The sequence below is a fragment of the Streptomyces sp. HSG2 genome, from assembly GCF_016598575.1.
In the GTDB taxonomy this organism is placed as follows: Bacteria; Actinomycetota; Actinomycetes; order Streptomycetales; family Streptomycetaceae; genus Streptomyces.
Genome location: NZ_CP066801.1, coordinates 3724483 through 3742971 on the forward strand (window position 1 = coordinate 3724483; position 18489 = coordinate 3742971).

Sequence of the window (18489 nt, forward strand, 5' to 3'; positions counted from 1 at the left end):
GGTCAGGCGCCGGCTTCGCCCCCCGGCCCCCGAACGGCCGGCACCAGGCACTCGGCCGGGTCCGGCGGCGGTTCCTGCGCGGCGGCGGTCCGCGCGCGTCGCCTGGCCAAGGGTGCGGCGAGCGCGCTCAGTGCCAGGAACGCGGCGATGGTGAGCAGCACGATGGTCGCACCGGGCGGTACGTCCTGGTAGTAGGACGTCACCGTGCCGCCAAGGGCCACGCTCACGCCGATGGCGACGGAGATCGCGAAGGTGGCGGCGAAGCTGCGGCCGAGCTGCTGAGCGGCGGCGACCGGCACCACCATGAGGGCGCTCACCAGCAACAGGCCGACCACGCGCATGGCGACGGTCACGGTGACCGCCGCGGTGATCGCCGTCAGCAGGTTGAGGGCCCGCACCGGAAGCCCGGTGACCCGGGCGAACTCCTCGTCCTGGCTGACCGCGAAGAGCTGGCGGCGCAGTCCGAGGGTGACCAGCATCACGAACGCGGCCAGGACGCAGATCGCGGTCACGTCGGAGGAGGAGACCGTCGACAGCGAACCGAAGAGGTACGAGGTGAGGTTGGCGTTGGAGCCGCCCGGAGCGAGGTTGATGAACATCACGCCGCCCGCCATGCCGCCGTAGAAGAGCATGGCGAGGGCGATGTCCCCGCGGGTGCGCCCGAACCAGCGGATCAGCTCCATCAGGACGGCGCCGACGACGGAGACCAGTGTGGCCATCCAGACCGGCGACCAGGAAAGCAGGAAGCCGAGGCCGACCCCGGTCATGGCGACGTGGCCGATGCCGTCGCCCATCAGTGTCTGGCGGCGCTGGACCAGGTAGACGCCGACCGCGGGCGCGGTGACGCCGACCAGGACGGCGGCGAGGAGGGCCCGCTGCATGAAGGCGTAGTTCAACATTTCCATGGTCAGCTCAGCAGTCCGGTGCGGATCGGCCCGACGTCCGCCGGGGCGTGGGGGTGCACGTGGTCGTGGCCTGGCAGGGCGTGCTGGCCGACCGCCTCGGGGGGCGGGCCGTCGTGCAGGACGCAGCCGTCCCGCAGGACGACGGCACGGTCGATCAGCGGCTCCAGCGGGCCCAGTTCGTGCAGCACGAGCAGGACGGTGGCGCCGGCCGCCACCTGGCGGCGCAGGGTTCGAGCGAGCACCTTCTGGCTGGCCAGGTCGACGCCGGCCATAGGTTCGTCCATGATCAGGAGTTCCGGCTCGCCGGCGAGGGCGCGGGCGATCAACACGCGTTGGTGCTGGCCGCCGGAGAGGGCGTCGACGAGGTCTCCGGCGCGGTCCGCCATGTCGACCAGGTCCAGTGCCCGTCGGACCGCGTCGCGATCGGCGGCGCGCAGTGGTCCGAAGCGGGTCCGGGAGAGTCGGCCGGAGGAGACGACCTCGGTGACGGTCGCGGGGACACCGGAGGCGGCCGTGGTGCGCTGTGGGACGTAGCCGACGCGTTCCCACCGGCGGAAGCGTCGCCGGTCGGTGCCGAACAACTCGACCTGCCCCGCGGACAGCGGGACCTGGCCGATGAGCCCCCGCACGGCCGTGGACTTGCCGGAGCCGTTGGCGCCGAGCAGCGCGACGACCTCACCGCGTCGCACGGTGAGGTCGATGCCTCGCAGGACGGTGCGGGAGCCCAGTTCCGCGCGGACCCCGCGCATGGCTATGACGGGTTCCCCGTCCGATCCGCCCATGGATTCCTCCGGTCTGTCGTTCACGTGGCGCCCAGGGCCTTCCGCAGGGCCGTGAGGTTGGATTCCATCACCGCGAAGTAGTCGTCGCCCCGGGAGGCGTCGGTGATGCCCTCCAGGGGGTCGAGGACGTCGGTGCGCAGGCCGGTGTCCTCGGCGAGGGTCTTGGCCGTGCTGTCGCTGACCAGCGTCTCGTAGAAGACGGTGGTGGCCCCGGCGTCCTGGGCGGTCCGCTGCAGTTCCTTGATCCGGGCGGCGCTCGGCTCCGACTCGGGGCTCAGCCCGCTGATCGCCTCCTGGGTGAGACCGTAGCGCTCGGCCAGGTAGCCGAAGGCGGCGTGGGAGGTGATGAACACGTCCGAGGCGCGGTCCTCCAGCCCCTCGGCGAAGCTCGTGTCGAGGGCGTTCAGCTCCTCGACCAGCGCGGCGGTGTTGCTCTCGTAGTCGGCCGCGTTGTCCGGGTCGGCCTTCTCCAGCGCCTCGCCCACGCCCGTGGCCACCTCGGCGTACCGGACAGGGTCGAGCCAGATGTGCGGGTCCTCGCCGTCGAGTGCGGAATCGTGGTCGTGACCGTCCTCGTCGGCGTGCTCGTGCTCGTCCGCCTCCTCGTGGTCGTGGTCTTCCGTGGTGCCGTGGACCTCCAGGGAGGTCAGCGTGGTGGCGTCGATCTTGGTCTCGATCCCGGACTGGGCGATGGCCTCGTCGACCGAGGGCTGCAGCCCCTTGAGGTAGACGGCCACGTCGGCGTCCTGGAGCTGCGCGGTCTGCTTCGCGCTGATCACCAGGTCGTGCGGCTCCTGGCCCGGCTCGACCAGGTCGGTGACCGACACGTGGTCGCCCCCGATCCGCTCGGCCAGGAAGGCCATGGGGTAGAAGGAGGCGACGACGTCGAGTCGGCCCTCGGTGTCCGCGCTCGCGTCCGCCGAGTCGCTCCCGCATGCGGAGAGGAGGGAGAGGGCGGTGGCAGCGGCCACCGCTATGCCGGATATCCGTCGTCGTCGCGCGTTCATGAGTGTCATTTTCAACGAATCTGGAAACGGTTGTCAACAAGCGTCCGGGGACCTTTCCGGCGATGCCGGACGACGCGGGAAAAACGCCGTCGGGCGGCGGTCCGTACGGCCTCGATTTGGTCGCGGGGGAGACCTCGCCGGTACCCTGAGGCCTTCGCTGGAAGCATCTCGCTCCGTCGCCCGTCGTCGTAATGAAGAGAGCACCGTGGCCGCCGACAAGATCGACACCATCGTCAGCCTGAGCAAGCGCCGTGGCTTCGTATTCCCGTGCAGTGAGATCTACGGCGGCCAGCGGGCCGCCTGGGACTACGGCCCGCTGGGTGTCGAGCTCAAGGAGAACCTCAAGCGCCAGTGGTGGCGCTCCATGGTGACCTCCCGCGAGGACGTCGTCGGCATCGACTCGTCCGTGATCCTGGCCTCCGAGGTCTGGTCGGCCTCCGGCCACATCGACACCTTCACGGACCCGCTCACCGAGTGCACCTCCTGTCACAAGCGTTTCCGCGCGGACCACTTGGAGGAGGCGTACGAGGAGAAGAAGGGGCGCGCCCCGGAGAACGGCCTGGCCGACATCAATTGCCCCAACTGCGGCAACAAGGGGCAGTTCACGGAGCCCAAGCAGTTCTCCGGCCTGCTCGCCACCCACCTCGGCCCCACTCAGGACAGCGGCTCCGTCGCCTACCTCCGGCCCGAGACCGCCCAGGGCATCTTCACCAACTTCGCCCAGGTGCAGACCACCTCCCGACGGAAGCCGCCGTTCGGCATCGCCCAGACGGGCAAGTCGTTCCGAAACGAGATCACGCCGGGCAACTTCATCTTCCGCACCCGGGAGTTCGAGCAGATGGAGATGGAGTTCTTCGTCAAGCCGGGCGAGGACGAGCAGTGGCACGAGTACTGGATGGAGCAGCGCTGGAACTGGTACACGGGCCTGGGGCTCCGTGAGGAGAACATGCGCTGGTACGAGCACCCCAAGGAGAAGCTCTCCCACTACTCCAAGCGCACCGCCGACATCGAATACCGCTTCCGCTTCGGCGGCAGCGAGTGGGGCGAGCTGGAGGGCGTGGCCAACCGAACCGACTACGACCTGGGCGCCCACTCCAAGGCGTCCGGCCAGGACCTCTCCTACTTCGACCAGGAGGCGGGCGAGCGCTGGACCCCGTACGTGATCGAGCCCGCGGCCGGCGTCGGTCGGGCGATGCTCGCCTTCCTCCTCGACGCCTACGTCGAGGACGAGGCGCCCAACGCCAAGGGCAAGATGGAGAAGCGCGTCGTCCTGCGCCTGGACCCGCGCCTGGCGCCGGTGAAGGCCGCGGTGCTGCCGCTCTCCCGCAACCCCGAGCTGTCGCCGAAGGCGAAGGGCCTCGCGCAGACGCTCCGCGGCCACTGGAACATCGAGTTCGACGACGCCGGCGCCATCGGCCGCCGCTACCGGCGACAGGACGAGATCGGCACCCCCTTCTGTGTGACGGTGGACTTCGACACGCTGGAGGACGACGCGGTCACCGTGCGGGAGCGCGACACGATGAAGCAGGAGCGCGTCTCGCTGGACCGGATCGAGGGCTACCTGGCCGCGCGCCTGATCGGCGCCTGACGGAGCCCCGCACCAGGCGGGCCGACGGCCCCCGACGACGGACCGCCTCGGTCCGCCGGCGGGGGCCGTCGCCGTACCCTCGGCGCCTCGGTCCGCCGGTTTCCTCCGGCCGTGGCGTGTCGCCGGGGGCCGGAAGGCGAGCCGGGGCACGGCCGCCGTGCCGGCGGTGTCACCGGGATGAGCGTCCGGCGTGCGACACGCGAGGACATGACGGAAGGTGAGGCTCTCGACGGCGAAATGGTCACGGAGGACGGTCATGGCTCAGCAGTGGTCGACACGCACGCTCCCGAAGCCCCTGCGCACAGCCGTCGCGGCGGTGCGGAAGGTGCCGGGGGCCGGGACGGTCGGCAGGGCGACGGGGGCGGTGCTCGACCGGGTGGGGGCCGTGTCGCCGCGCGGTCGGCGGGTGGCCGTCTACACCGGAGCCGGCGCCTTGGGCATCGCCGGGATCGTGGAGTGGCCCGTGGCGGTGACCGGTGCGGCCGTGGCGTGGCTGACCCAGTCCCGGTCCCGTGACGCCGACGATGCGAGCGAGGCCGCCGCCCCGGAAGGAGCACGGCCCGGGGGTGAATCGCGTCGGACCGGGGCCCCCGGAGCCGACGGGTCCTCCTCCCGGTCCGCGTCGGCCCGGCGGACGGCGCGGGCGAGGACCACCGAGGCGGCGAAGCCCGCCGCCGTGTCCCCGGGACGGCGGAAGACCCCGGCGACCCCGGCGGCGAAGACCTCCGCGGCCAGGAGGGCCACGGCCCGCCGGACCACCACCGAGGCCGCGGCCGAGCCCCCCGAGAGAGGGTCCGAGGCGAGGAAGGCCGCGACCGAGCGGGCACCCGCGAGGAAGACCGGCGCCGTAAAGACGACGGCGAGGAAGACCACGGCCGGGAAGACCGCGTCGAAGGCCGGTCCCGCGAAGAGCGCCACGGCGAGGAGGACTCCGGCCGAGCGGTCGCCCGCGAAGAAGACCGGAGGGGGCGGGACGACCGCGAGCAAGGCGGCGGCGAAGCGGACCGCCGGCGAGCCCACCCCGAGGAAGAGCACCGCGAAGAAGGCCTCCCCCGCGAAGGCCGCCCCCGCCAGGAAGACGACATCCGCGAAAAGGGCCACCCCCGCCAAGCGGACCCCCGCACGCCGCGCCCCGGCCAGGACCGGAGGCAGCGCCCGCGGGACCGGGGCGGCCCGGTCCCGCACCCGCCGACCGAGCGGGAAGGCGGGCTGAGGCCCCGATGGCAGGAGGACGGGGAGTGCTCACGCTGGCCCCAGGGGCACTCGCCGGAGCGGTGTCGGCCGGGCCGCGGCTGGCCGCCGGCGCCGTGGCGCCGGCGATCGGCGTCGTCGCCGGCACCGCGGCCGGCGCCGCGCGGGCCGGGGTTCGCGGCGCGGACTTCGCCGCACGGGCCGGCAGGGCGGCCCGCGCCGCCCTGCCGGGGCGCGGGGACGCGCACTGGCGGGCGGGCGCCCGCGCGCACCTGGCGCTGGCCCCCACCACCTCCACGCGTGGGGCAGCCTCCGAATCCGTCGCCTCGTCGGCCGCGCGGGCCGCGCGCGAGCTGGCCGAACACCCCGACGTCGCCTTCGCCTACTGGGACGCGGGGCTGACCCGGATGGTGGTGGCCGCCGCCGGGGACACCGTCGACGGCGCCCTGGTCTGCCGGGCGGAGCGGATCGCGGCGGCGCACGGGCTGGTCCGCCGAGCCGAGGGCCCGGCGGACCAGCCCCCCCATCCCGGCGACCCGACCCCGGTCCGGGTCGCCGGGATCGCGCTCGTCGCCGACATCCTGGGCGTGGCCGCCGGGCTGACCGGATCCACGCTCCGACTGCCGCCACTGCCCCGGATGTGCACCGCTGTGGCGACATCGCTGCGCGAGAACCCGGCCTTCCGCGCCTGGCTGCGGTCGCGCCTGGGCGCACCCCGCCGGGACGTGGCGCTGGCGGTGGCGAACGCGCTGGTGCACGGAGCCGGACAGTCGCCCGTTTCGCTGGTCCTCGACGGTGCCCTGCGGGCCTGGCAGCTCGTCGAGGCCCTCACCCGCGTCGCCGCCTTCGAGTCCATCCACGACACGCTGTGCGATCCGGCCAGGGTCGGTCCGCCCGCCGCGCCGTCGCCGCGCCCCGCCCCGCGCGTCGCCCCGGCCCAGGAGTACGCCGCCAACGCGGCCGCCGGCAGCGTCGCGGGCGCGTTGGCCACCCTGCTGGTCAAACACGATCTGACGGAGGCGGCCGAGGCGGTGCTGGCCGGTTCGCCCAAGGCCGCCCGATACGGACCGGACGTGTTCCGCACCGTGCTGAGCGCCGCGCTCTGCCGCGGCGGCGTGCTGGTGCGAGAGCCCGAGCGGTTGCGGCAGTTGGAGATGGCGCGCGTCCTCGTGCTGCACGCCGGCGCGCTCCGGCTGCCGGGGCGGGACGCCGACCCGTGGGCCGAGGTGGTCCTGGACGCGGCGCGCCGGGCGGGACTGAGGGTCGTCATGGTGCGCGACCCCGCGTCCGACCGCACGGACTTCGCGGGCCTCGCCGACCACGTGGTCGACGCCGGGCGCCCACTGAGGGATGTGGTGGAGGCGTCACGCGAGGAGGGCGGCGTGATCACCGTCGTCCGCCCCCTGCCGGGCGACGATCCGACGGTGGTGGAGGGGCTGCTCGGCGGCGACCTGGCGGTGGCGCTGGCCGACGGCCCGGCGGCGGTGGCCTGGGCGGCCGATCTGATCGCCCCGCACGGGTTGTCCGATGTCTGGCGGCTGCTGCGGGCCGTGCCGGCGGCTCGGCGGGTCGGCCGCCGCTCGCAGACCCTGGCCCGCTCCGGTGCCGCGCTGTCGGGACTGCTCGTCGCGGTCGGCGAGGCGCGGCGGCGACGCGGTCGGGCCCTCGTCGGGCTGCCGACCGGGCGCCACACGCCCGTGGACGTGGGCGCGGGGGCCGCCCTGTTCACCGGGGTCCGCGCGGCGCTCGGGGTGGCCTTGGCCCGCACCCCTCGCCCCCGGCCCCGGGTGGCCTGGCACACGCTCGACCCGGAGGGGGTCCGTGACCGGATCGACCGACTGCGAGGACCGGGGCCGTCCGCCTCGCGGGAGTGGGCGGGGCGGGCCCGCGGAGCGGTCCGCCGAGCGGGACGGGCCCCGGTACTGGCCCCCGTGACCTGGACCTGGCAGTTGGGCCGTGCGGTTCGGGGAGAGCTCGACGACCCCCTCACCCCGGTGCTCGCGGTCGGTTCGGCGGCCGAGGCCATCCTCGGCTCCGCCGTCGACGCGCTGCTCGTCGTCGGCGCCCTCGATCTGAACGCTCTGGTCGGCGGATTCCAGCGGTTGCGCGCGGAGCGCGCGCTGGCCGGGCTCCTCGCGCGGCAGAAGCGCCGGGCGCGGCTCGTCGTCGGCGAGACGTCCGGGGTGCCCTCGGTGCCTCGCGTCGTGGAGGCCGCCAGGCTGCGCCCCGGCGACATCGTCGAACTGGAGACGGACGACGTGGTGCCCGCCGACGCCCGGCTGCTGTGGGAGGACGGGCTGGAGGTCGACGAATCCGCGCTGACCGGCGAGTCCCTCCCGGTGGGCAAGTCGGTGGAGCCCGTGGCGAGCGCCCCGGTCGCCGAGCGACGCTGCATGGTCCACGAGGGCACCACGGTGGTGGCGGGCCGAGCCCGAGCGGTCGTGGTGGACGTCGGGCCGGACACGGAGGCCGCCCGCGCGGTCGCGCTGGCGGCGCGCGCCCCGGCCGCCCCCGGCGTCCAGGCCCGGCTGCGGGAACTCACCCGCAAGGCGCTGCCACTCACGCTGGCGGGCGGCGCCGCCGTGACCGGGTTGTCGCTGCTGCGCGGCGCGCGGGTGAGGAACGCGGTCAGCGGCGGTGTGTCCGTGGCGGTGGCCGCCGTGCCCGAGGGGCTGCCGCTGGTGGCGACGGTGGCGCAACTCGCCGCCGCCCGCCGCCTCGGCCGCCGCGGGGTCCTGGTCCGCACCCCGCGCACCCTGGAGGCGCTCGGCCGCATGGACACCATGTGCTTCGACAAGACCGGCACACTCACCGAGAACCGGTTGCGCCTGGTCAGAGTGGGCGGCGCCGACGGCGTCGTCCGCCGGCCGGGCGAGGCCGGGGCCGCATCCACCGTCCGCGTGGCGGCCCGCGCCTGCCCCAGGCTCGACGGTGACGGTGGCCGCCGCCCCCGGCACGCCACCGACGGAGCCGTCCTGGACGCCGCCGGAGCCGACCCGGGGTGGGTCCAGGAGGGCGGGCTCCCCTTCGAGACCTCGCGCGGCTACGCCGCCGCCGTGGGACGAGAGGACGGCCGACCGCCCGTCCTGGTGGTCAAGGGCGCCCCGGAGACCGTGTTGCCCGCCTGCGTCGGCATGATGGACGACGCGGAGCGGACGGCGCAGGCGCTGGCCCGCCGCGGCCTGCGGGTCCTCGCGGTCGCCCAGCGCCCCCTCACCGAGGGGGAGGAGGCGGAGGAGGTCCTCGAACATCCTCCGGGCAAACTGGAGTTCACCGGACTGGTCGCGCTGTCCGACGTGCCCCGACAGACGTCACCGGCCCTGGTGCGCGGCCTTCGCGAGGCAGGGGTCCGCCCCGTGGTCCTCACCGGCGACCACCCGCAGACGGCCCGGGCCGTCGCCGCCGAACTGGGCTGGCCCGAGGACGCGGCCGTGATCACCGGGGACGAACTGGCGGCCGCGGACCGGGCCGGGCGCGCGCGGATGGTCCGCGACGCCGATGTCGTGGCACGGGTGGCTCCCGAACAAAAGCTGCTCGTGGTGGAGGCACTCCGGGACGCGGGCCGGGTGGTCGGCATGGTCGGCGACGGCGCCAACGACGCCGCCGCCATCCGTGCCGCCGACATCGGCGTCGGCCTCGACACACGGGGCTCGGCCGCGGCGCGCAACGCCGCCGATCTGGTCGTCGCCGGCACGGACCTGCTGGTGCTCACGGAGGCGATCCGGGAGGGCCGGGCCCTGTGGCGCAGCGTCGCCGACGCCATCGCGATCCTCGTCGGCGGAAACGCCGGGGAGGTCGGCTTCGGTCTGCTCGGCACGGCCCTGGGAGGTGCGGCGCCGTTGTCCACCCGGCAGATGCTGCTGGTGAACCTCTTCACCGATCTCTTCCCCGCCATGGCGGTGGCGGTGACCCCGCCCGAGGAGGACGAACCGGAGGAGGGTGCCGGCGGGGGCGGGGCACCCGCCGCCGCCCCGCTCGGCACGACGGTGCTCGGCGCGCCCCTGGTCCGCCAGATCCGGCACCGCGCCCTGACGACCTGCCTGGGCGCCGTCGTCGCCTGGCTGCTGGGAAGGCTCACCCCGGGCACGGAGCGGCGTGCCACGACCATGGCCCTGTGCGCGGTGGTCGGCACCCAGCTGGCCCAGACCCTCACCGACCGCAGGGGCAGCCGGTTGGTCCGGGCCACCTCCCTGGGGTCCGCCGCCGCCCTGGTGGCCCTGGTCCAGACCCCGGTGGTCAGCGCCCTGTTCGGCTGCACCCCCCTCGGCCCGCTGGCCTGGACGGCCGTCCTCGTCGCCATCGCCGTCGCCCTGGCGGGCCAGCGCGCGGTGCCCCGGGTGGAGGAGGCGCTGGCCCGGTGGTGGCCTCGGGCGGTCGATCGGCTGCCGGAGCCGCTGCGCCTGGTCGCGGGGTGACCGGTGGCGGGTCCGCACCGCCGGCCCCGGATGCCGGCCGACCTCGGGACGGGCCCGGGCGCCGGGGCACGGCACACCGGGAACGCGGCACCCGAGGGGCACGGCACAATGGGGGGATGTCCACGCTCCTCGCCCCTCCCCTCCTGCGGATCGGTCCGCACCTGGTCGGTCCGCCCGTCGTCCTGGCCCCCATGGCGGGGATCACGAACGCGCCGTTCCGCACCCTGTGCCGGTCCTACGCCGAGCGTGGCGCGACGGAGGGGCCCGGGAGCAGGGGACTGTTCGTCAGCGAGATGATCACCAGCCGTGCCCTGGTCGAGCGCAACGAGCGCACCATGCGGCTGATCCACTTCGACGCGACCGAGCGGCCACGCTCGATCCAGCTGTACGGCGTCGACCCGGCCACCGTCGGCAAGGCCGTCCGGATGATCGCGGAGGAGGACCTCGCCGACCACATCGACCTGAACTTCGGCTGCCCGGTGCCGAAGGTGACCCGGAGGGGCGGTGGCTCGGCGCTCCCCTACAAGCGGAACCTGCTGCGGGCGATCCTCCGCGAGGCCGTCGCCGGAGCCGGCCACCTCCCCGTGACGATGAAGATGCGCAAGGGCATCGACGACGATCACCTCACCTATCTCGACGCCGGTCGGATCGCCGTCGAGGAGGGCGTGACGGCGGTAGCGCTGCACGGGCGCACCACGGCCCAGCACTACGGCGGCACGGCCGACTGGGACGCCATCGCCCGGCTGAAGGAACACGTCCCGGAGATCCCGGTGCTCGGCAACGGCGACATCTGGTCCGCGGACGACGCGTTGCGGATGATGCGGGAGACCGGCTGCGACGGCGTCGTGGTCGGACGGGGCTGCCTCGGGCGACCCTGGCTCTTCGCCGACCTCGTCGCCGCCTTCGCGGGGGTCACCGACCACCACCGGCCCGACCTGCGCGAGGTCGCCGAGGTGATGGTGCGCCACGCCACGCTGCTCGGCGAGTGGCTCGGCGACCCCTCCCGGGGCGTGATCGACTTCCGTAAGCACGTCGCCTGGTACCTGAAGGGCTTCGCGGTCGGCTCCGAGGCGCGCCGGAGGCTGGCGATCACCTCCTCGCTCGACGAGTTGCGGGCGGGTCTGGACGAACTGGACCTCGACCAGCCCTGGCCGGCCGGGGCGGACGGCCCACGCGGTCGTACCGCCGGCAACAACCGCGTGGTGCTGCCCGACGGCTGGCTGCGCGACCCGTACGACTGCGCGGGGGTCGGCGAGGACGCCGAACTCGACACCTCGGGTGGCTGACCGGGGCGCGGTCGTGGCCCTCGGTCACTCCCCGCTCGGCCGGGAAGTCGAGCCGTACGCCGTCAGGAACCGGTCCCGGAAGGCGTCCATCCGCCACACCGGCGCGTCGCCCGCGGGGCGGAGACCCTCCGTCCACTCCCAGTCGGCGATCCGGTCGAGCACCGACGGGTCCCTGGCCACGATCGTCACCGGGACGTCCCGGCTCGCGTCGGGTCCGGTGACCCGGGAGCGCGGCTGGTGGTCGCCGAGGAAGACGAGCACCGTGTCGTCCTCGCCGTGTCGTCGAAGCCACTCGGTCAGGCTGGTGATCGAGTACTCCACCGACTCGCCGTACTCCTCACGGGACAGGGTCGAGTCGGCGATCACCTTCGCCGGGTCCTCGCCGGCCTCCTCGATCGGGCCGAAGATCCGCCCGTCACCCAGCTCGTCCCAGTCGACCATGCGCGGGATCGGTGCCCAGGGCTGGTGGCTGGAGGTCAGGATGACCAGTGCCATCAGGTCGCGTTCCCGCTCCCGGCCGTGTTCCAGGCGTTGGAAGGCGTCCAGGGTGTACTGGTCCGGCATCGTCGACCAGCTGAACTTGGGCCCCCGGTACCCCAGCTCGAAGGCGTCGTACACCTGGTCGAGGCCGTAGAACTCGGCCTCGGGCCAGGCCTTCTGCACGCCGGGCATGACCCCGACGGTGTCCCAGGCCCCCGTCTCGCCGAACGCCTTCGTCAGGCTGAGACGGTCGCCGGCCATGACCGTGCGGTAGCGCTGCTGGTTGTCGATCCAGAGGCCGGACATGAACGTGGAGTGGCCGAGCCAGCTGCCGGCGCCGAACGTCGACGAGGTCAGCCAGCCGCTCCGCGCCCCGAACCCCGCGTCCGTCAAATCCCGGTCTGCCTCCTCCAGCGCGCGCCCCACCCCGGGCGCGATCAGCGGGTCCTCCAACGCGGTGCGGCCGTAGCTCTCGATGAACGCGAAGATCACGTCCTTGCCGCGCAACTCGGTCAACAACGCGTCGCCGGGGGTGGCTCCGAAGGTGTCCCGGCCTGCCTCCCGCGCGAACGCCGCCTCGTCGCGCAGGGTGTCCACGGTCGTCTCCACATGGCGCTCGACCGCCGAGGCCGCCTGGTCGGCGGCGAGCGGTGCCCCGAAGAGTTGCAGGCCCAACGCCGAGGCGGTGACCCAGACCGTGCCGGCCGCCAGCGTCGCACGGGCCGCCGGCGCCCGCCGTGCCGCGATCCTCACGGTCAGCCGCGCCGCCGCCCACGCCATGAGGGCGGGCAGCAGCAACACGAGCGCCACGGCTCCGACGGCCGCCAGGACGGCAGTGCCCCCGCCCATCGAGTCCGCGACGAAGGACTGCGCGTCGTCGAGCAGGCCCCAGTCGAGGACCGGATTGAATCCTCGCCCCAGGTACTCGTGGAAGCCCAGGTCCAGCAGGTTCAACAGTGTCAGGGTGCCCAGGACGGCACCGGCGAACGCCGCCGCCGGAACCCGGGCCCGCCGGGGCAGCGCGGGCAACAGAACGGCCGCAACGATCGCCTCGCCGGGGATCCGCAGGAACGCCGTCGCGCGCAGCTCTTCGAGAGTCCCGGGCAGCAGCAGCGAGGCGAGGAGCAGCGAGGCCGCGAGCGTCGTCGCGCACGCGCCCCGCACCCGAGCGGCCGAGGGCCGTAGGCGGGGCGGCCACGCGCGCGCCGCTCCCGCTGCCCGCCGCCAGGGCGACGATGCCCCGATCCGCTCACGCCGCTCCCCCTCGGCTCGGTTCGCGGACTCCTCCGCTGAGGACTCCGCGTCCGGCGCCCCCGCGGGGGAGTCCGCCGATCCGTCGGAAGCGGGGACGCCCTCGGGCGTCCTGCGCGGACGAGTGAAGACTGGCACCCGAAGGTCCTCCGTACGAGCCCGGTGCGGCGACTTGGTCGTCCTCCCGTACGGCCGGCTCGTCGACTTCGTTCAACCACGCCGTCGGGCCGTGCGACCCGGGCACCATCCTGCCGTCGACCCGAGCCGCGCGGCGCCCCTCACGCGCCGTCGCGTGGGCGGTCGCCCTTCCCTCGGCCCGCCGGGCGGGACCCGGCGGCCCGGAGGCCGGCGCGGGACCCGGCCCTCAGCCCCCGACCGCCGTCAACAGCGCCAGCGGCGCCGCCGCCGACCGGGACTCCCGCCCGCCGGCGTAGGGGGCGGGGACCGGCTCGCCGTGCGTGTCGCGGGCGTATCCCGCGAGGACCTCGGGCAGCCGATCCCCGGTGGCGCCGGCGGCCTCCACCAGGGCACGGGTGACGGTCCTGGCCTCGTCGTGGAGGCCGTAGCGCGCCAGACCGAGCACGATCAACGCGTTGTCGTGCGGCCACACCGACCCCCGGTGGCTGGAGAGCGGGTGGAAGGCCGGTTGCCCGGCGGCCAGCGTGCGCACCCCCCATCCGGAGAAGAAGTCCGCCTCCAGCAACCGCCGGCCCACGGTCTCCCCGTACTCCTTGTCCAGCAGCCCCGACCAGAGCAGGTGCCCGGCATCCGAGGCCAACGCGTCCAACTGCCGTCCCTCGGCGTCCAGGGCCAGCGCCGGGAAGGAGCGCTCCCGCATCCAGAAGTCGTGCTGGAAGCGGTCGCGCAGATCGGCGGCGGTCTGCTCCAGCAGCGTCGCGTACACCTCGTCCGCCCAGACCGCGCGGGCGAGATGAGCGGTGCGGCGCAGCGCGTCGTAGGCGTACCCCTGGGCGCCCGCCGCCGTCACCGGACCGGAGGGCCTGGTGCCGTCGGCCGCGCAGATGGCGTCGGGGGAGTCCTTCCAGTTCTGGTTGGCCGGGCCTCCCCGATCGGCCCGGTGCACCAGATAGCCGCGCGAGGTGAGTCCCCCGTGCTCCAGCATCCAGTCGACCGCGGCCCGGGCGTGCGGCTCCAGACGGCGCGCCGTCCGGGTGTCACCCGTCCGCTCCACGTACGCGCCCAGCAGCACGAGGAAGAGCGGGGTGGCGTCCACCGAGCCGTAGTAGCGGCGGAACGGCACCTGCCCGAAGTGCGCCAACTCGCCATGGCGCACCTCGTGCACGATCTTGCCGGGCTGGGCGACCGACTCCCCGTGGACGCCGGTCGCCTGCGCCGCCGCGAGCGCCAGCAGGGTCGCGGCGGCGGGCCGCGCCCGGTACGGAAGGAGGAACAACGAGGTCAGCAGGGCGTCCCTCCCCAACAGGGTGAGGAACCACGGCGCGCCGGCGGCGGGGACGCTCAGGTCCTCGCCGTCCGGTCCGCGCGCCGGAACCTGGAGGGCGGCCAGGTCGACGAGGCCTCGCGCGCAGGCGGCTCCCAACTCGGGCCAGTCCGCCGGGAAGGCCACGCCGTGCGTGAACTCGTCCGCACGGGCGCGGTGCCGGCGGCGGAGGGCGGCGGGCGAGCGTGGCACCCGCAGCGCTCGCCCCTCCCCGTGCGGTCGGGCGAGCACGCGCAGCGTCACCTCCGCCGAGCCGTACGGCGCGAGTTCCCGGGTCCAGACCAGGCGCCGGGCCCCGGTGCCGGTCTCCTCGACGGCGTCCGGCGCGGGCTCCGCGGTCACGGTGGTGGTGGACCGCCACACCCCTCGTCGATAGGCGAACTCCACACCGTCGTCCAGGACGTGGCGGGAGCGGACGGCACCGGTCTTGACGTACGTGCGGTGGTCCGCGCGCAGCTCGAACTGGTCGGCGAAGTCGGCGTCGACCGTGACGGCGAGCCGGACCTCGGTGGGGGCGGCCCGGTTGCCGGTGAGGCGCAGGACCTCCACGAACGAGCACTCGCCGACCGCCTGTTCCCGGAAGACCGTGTAGGCGGGGGGCTCCTGCCCGCCCCCCCTGGGCACCAGCACGCAGCGCGTCCGGTCGGTGTCGGCGACCGGGACCAGAGTCTCCGGTACCGTGCCGTCGACGGTGAGTTGCCAGCGACTGAGGTGCCGGGCGTCCCGGACGAACATCCCCTCGGGAGGCTCGCCGTGCCGGGCGCCGACGGCGCCCCCGATGTCCCTGATGTCGCCCCGGTCGTCCACGGCGGCGAACGTGCCGCCGTGCACGATCAGATGGTGTCGGTCCGTCATCGGGCCCCTCCGTCGGTCTCCGCGGCGCCCGGCTCGTCGGACGCTCCCTCGTCGTGCGTCAGATCCAGGGCGAGCGCGGCGGTCCAGCCGAAGCCGGACGCCCCGTGCGGCTCTTCGGTCCGGGGGTGCAGGTACTCCGCGTATCCGGAGGAGTCGGCCAGCTCCACCACCGCCGTCCGCAACGTGTCCGCGCGCTCCCGCTCGCCGTGGGCGCGCAGGCCCCGCTCCAACAGCCAGGCGGTGTTGAACCAGGCCGGCCCGCGCCAGTAGCGGCGCGGGTCGAAGGAGTCCCCGAGCAGGTCGTAGCTGGGCGGGAGCCGGGTGGTGGCGCCCACCCCGAAGTGGGGCCCCGTGAGCGTGCGTACCAGCGCGCCGACAACGGGGCGGGGCAGGGTCGGAAGCACCAGCGGCACCAGCCCCGACACGCCCCGCTCTCCGATCAGGTGGCCGCCGACGAGGTCGCGGCAGCGGAACTGGCCGGCCGCCGGGTCCCAAAGTCGCTCGACGAGCGCCGCGGTCAGTCGTTCCGCGCGGGCGTGCCGACGGGCCCCGGACAGGCCCAGGCTGTCGGCGATGTGACCGAGGGCGTGCTCGGAGGCGATGAGGAGCGCGTTGAAGGCGGGGTCCTCCACGGCGAACCCCCTCGCGCGGGCCCGCCGGTGGCCGTCCCGGTAGCCGCCGTCCCGGTAGTGGGTGGCGAGACGGACGTAGCGTCCGTAGTCGCGGTCGGTGGGTCGGTCCGGCGCGGCCCCGTGGTCGAGGTCGGCCCGACGGAAGGTGTGGGCCGGGGCCGGGGTGACGCGGGCCAACGGGGCGTCCCAGCAGGGGCTGTTGTCCATCCCCTGTTCCCAGGGGTGGACGACCGCGGCCAGGGACCCTCCGCCGAGGTCGCGATGGCGCAGCAGATAGCGGTGCCAGGCGGCCAACCGGGGGTGCGCCCGCGCCAGGAACCCTCTGGCCTGGGACAGCTCCGGGTCCGCCCGGTGGACCAGCCAGGCGGCCAGGGCGTGCACGGGCGGCTGGACGATGCCGGACGTCCGCTGCCCGGTCGGGGCGCCCGCCGCCCGGCCCGCCGCGGCGGACCGCCAGAAGCCCGGACCGGGGAAGTAGGAACCGTCGGGGACGGCGGGGTCGAAGACGATGTGGGGTACGCGCCCGTCTCCCCACTGCGCGGCGAGCAGCGTCTCCAGCTCCGTCTGGGCGCGGAGCGGGGAGACGTGGCGGAGCCCGATCGCGATGAACGCCGAATCCCACGACCACTGGTGCGGGTACAGCCTCCGCGAGGGGACGGTGGAGGCCCCGGTCCAGTTGTCGGCGAGGACCCGGGCGGCGCGTCGGCGCCGCCCCGGTCCCGGAGGGAAGGCCGCGGCGGGAGGGACGCCGGAGCGGCCGGGAGGCGTGGTGGTCGGTCGGGTGCCGGTGTGTCGGTCGGTGAGTCGGGCGGTGCTGTCCACTCGGGCTCCCCGGAAGGCGTCCGAACGGCCGTGGTTCGGCCGCCGTTGGTGTGGAGTTACGTCTACTTAACACGCAAAACTCAATATGTAGGGCAGACTTGGGAAACACAAGGGGGTGCGCATGGTCGGGTCGAACGGGATCGGAAGCGACACGCGCGAAAGCGCGCCGGGTGGTGCGCCGGTGAGCGCCCGAGGCGCCCGCCGCGCCGGTGGCGGGACGAGCGCGGGCGACCTCCTGGATCTGGTGCGCGGCGGTAGCGCGACCACGCGCGGGGCGCTCCAGCGGACCACCGGACTGTCCCGTGCCACCGTCGGCCAGCGGCTGGACCGGCTCTTCCGCGCCGGCTGGCTGCGCGAGGGCGCCGGCGGGCCTGTCGACTCGCCGACGGGTGGCAGGCCCTCGATCACCCTGGAGTTCGACGACCGGCACGCGGTCGTCCTCGCGGCCGAGTTGGACACCCGGCACGCTCGCGCGGCCGTGCTCTCGCTGAGTGGCGAGGTGCTCGCGGAGGACGACGGCGCGCTGGTGGTGGAGGACGGGCCGGAGCGGGTCCTGGAGGAGCTGGGGCGCCGCCTGGCCCTGCTGCCACCGAAGGCGGGACGCCGCGCGTCGGAGGTGTGCGGCGTCGGGCTGGCGGTTCCGGGGCCGGTCGACCACCGGACCGGGCGGGTGGTGCAGCCGCCGATCATGCCGGGTTGGGACGGCTACGACATCACCGGCCGTCTGGCGAGGGCCTTCGCCGATCGGGTCGGGTCGCGCGTGCCGCCCCCGGTGCTCGTCGGCAACGACGCCGACGCGATGGCGTACGCGGAGCAGCGTGTCGGATACCCGGACTGTCCGGCATTCGTGCTGGTCAAGGTCGGCACCGGCATCGGGGCCGGGGTGGTCGTGGGCGGCGCCGTCTACTCGGGCGTCGACGGCGGTGCCGGAGACATCGGGCACATCCGGGTTCCCGGCGGCGCGCGGGCCCTGTGCCGCTGCGGCTCGTTCGGGTGTCTGGCGGCGGTGGCCGGCGGCGGTGCCATCGCCCGCAGGCTCACCGAGGCCGGGTTCCCGGCGGAGTCGGGTGCGGACGTGCGCCGCCTGCTGGAGGCCGGGCACCCCCGGGCCGCGGCGTTCGCCAGGGAGGCGGGACGCGATGTCGGCGAGGTGTTGGCGACCGTGGTGACCCTCCTCAACCCCGGCGTCCTGATGATCGCAGGTGATCTGGCCGGCACGCCGTTCCTCACCGGCGTGCGGGAGCTTCTCTACCAGCGGGCGCTGCCGAGGTCCACGGCCCGACTGGAGGTCGTGACCTCGCGTCTGGGGGAGCGGGCGGGCCTCGTGGGCGCGGGGCTGCTGGTGGTGGAGTGGCTGTACGCGCCGACCCGGGTGGAGGAGAGGTTGCGGGCGCTCGGGGTTTGACGCGGGCGTTTCGGATCGGTGTCGCGTCCGGCCTCGCGTCCGCATGGTGACATCTTCGCGAGTGTGGCAGCGTGATTATCACCACCCCTGATGGGGCTTGCGCTCAGATGAGCGGACAGGAGGGGAGTCCACTTCTCCAAAGGGTGGCACTCAGTGCCACCCTTTGATCGTTCATCGAGCAAACTCAGACGTGACGAATTACGCTCACATGAGCAAGGGTCGCGTGTCGGTGGAGCTGATCCGTTCAAGAGGTGAAGGTAGTTCCGTTCGGCTGTCCGCCCCGTCCCGACTTTCGAACCGCTGGCCGGTGCGGGGTTACAGGCGCATGACGCGCCGGTGGACGTACCCATGGGCCTTTGATCTGGGTACATTCCTCGCCGTCAGGGCAGCCATCGCGTCCTCGAGGAG

11 protein-coding genes are annotated in these 18489 nt (G+C 74.3%); 4 read left to right on the forward strand and 7 right to left on the reverse strand.

Annotated features, from left to right (window positions below; all coding sequences use genetic code 11):
- Positions 1–2 precede the first annotated feature (2 nt).
- Genes JEK78_RS16095 through JEK78_RS16105 form a run of 3 tightly spaced genes read right to left on the reverse strand, consistent with a single transcriptional unit; the run spans position 3 to position 2694 of the window.
- Positions 3–905 carry a metal ABC transporter permease gene (locus JEK78_RS16095; protein ID WP_200259889.1) on the reverse strand — a complete coding sequence of 301 codons (903 nt, stop codon included), beginning with the start codon at positions 903–905 and terminating at the stop codon, positions 3–5.
- Positions 906–907: 2 nt separating this feature from the next.
- On the reverse strand, positions 908–1687 hold the full coding sequence (locus tag JEK78_RS16100) for a metal ABC transporter ATP-binding protein (protein WP_200264206.1): 780 nt from the start codon (positions 1685–1687) through the stop codon (positions 908–910).
- A gap of 20 nt (positions 1688–1707) precedes the next feature.
- On the reverse strand, positions 1708–2694 hold the full coding sequence (locus tag JEK78_RS16105) for a zinc ABC transporter substrate-binding protein (RefSeq protein WP_200259892.1): 987 nt from the start codon (positions 2692–2694) through the stop codon (positions 1708–1710).
- 205 nt (positions 2695–2899) lie between these two features.
- Between JEK78_RS16105 and JEK78_RS16110 the strand changes: the two genes are divergently transcribed.
- Complete coding sequence (locus JEK78_RS16110) at positions 2900–4282, forward strand: glycine--tRNA ligase (protein WP_200259894.1); 1383 nt, start codon at positions 2900–2902, stop codon at positions 4280–4282.
- 414 nt (positions 4283–4696) lie between these two features.
- On the opposite strand, the gene JEK78_RS16115 is transcribed toward JEK78_RS16110, so the two are convergent.
- Entirely contained in the window at positions 4697–5383 is a 687-nt protein-coding gene (locus tag JEK78_RS16115; RefSeq protein WP_200259897.1) for a hypothetical protein, read from the reverse strand.
- Positions 5384–5502: 119 nt separating this feature from the next.
- Here JEK78_RS16115 and JEK78_RS16120 point away from each other — a divergent pair, with 119 nt between their 5' ends.
- Positions 5503–9888 (forward strand): cation-translocating P-type ATPase, encoded by a 4386-nt coding sequence (locus tag JEK78_RS16120; protein ID WP_200259900.1) that lies wholly within the window; start codon positions 5503–5505, stop codon positions 9886–9888.
- Between the two features lie 116 nt (positions 9889–10004).
- Complete coding sequence (gene dusB / locus JEK78_RS16125) at positions 10005–11174, forward strand: tRNA dihydrouridine synthase DusB (RefSeq protein WP_200259903.1); 1170 nt, start codon at positions 10005–10007, stop codon at positions 11172–11174.
- A 24-nt stretch (positions 11175–11198) separates the two neighbouring features.
- Here the strand turns inward: dusB and JEK78_RS16130 are convergent, their stop codons facing one another.
- The 3 genes from JEK78_RS16130 to JEK78_RS16140 all read right to left on the reverse strand — a co-directional run bounded on the left by JEK78_RS16130 (position 11199) and on the right by JEK78_RS16140 (position 16676).
- Positions 11199–12818, reverse strand: a complete 1620-nt coding sequence (locus JEK78_RS16130) for a CDP-alcohol phosphatidyltransferase (RefSeq protein ID WP_200264207.1) — start codon at positions 12816–12818, stop codon at positions 11199–11201.
- Positions 12819–13269: 451 nt separating this feature from the next.
- A complete protein-coding gene (locus JEK78_RS16135) occupies positions 13270–15222 on the reverse strand; it encodes a glycogen debranching N-terminal domain-containing protein (RefSeq protein ID WP_200259906.1) in 1953 nt (650 codons plus the stop codon).
- The gene (locus JEK78_RS16140; RefSeq protein ID WP_242483099.1) at positions 15219–16676 is read right to left on the reverse strand and encodes a hypothetical protein; all 1458 of its coding nucleotides are present in this window, start codon (positions 16674–16676) and stop codon (positions 15219–15221) included. Before JEK78_RS16140 ends, JEK78_RS16135 begins: the two co-directional genes overlap by 4 nt.
- Before the next feature lie 181 nt (positions 16677–16857).
- On the opposite strand from JEK78_RS16140, the gene JEK78_RS16145 reads away from it, so the two are divergent.
- Positions 16858–18081: an ROK family protein gene (locus JEK78_RS16145; protein WP_242483100.1), complete on the forward strand. Its 1224-nt coding sequence runs from the start codon at positions 16858–16860 to the stop codon at positions 18079–18081.
- The last annotated feature ends 408 nt before the right edge of the window (positions 18082–18489 follow it).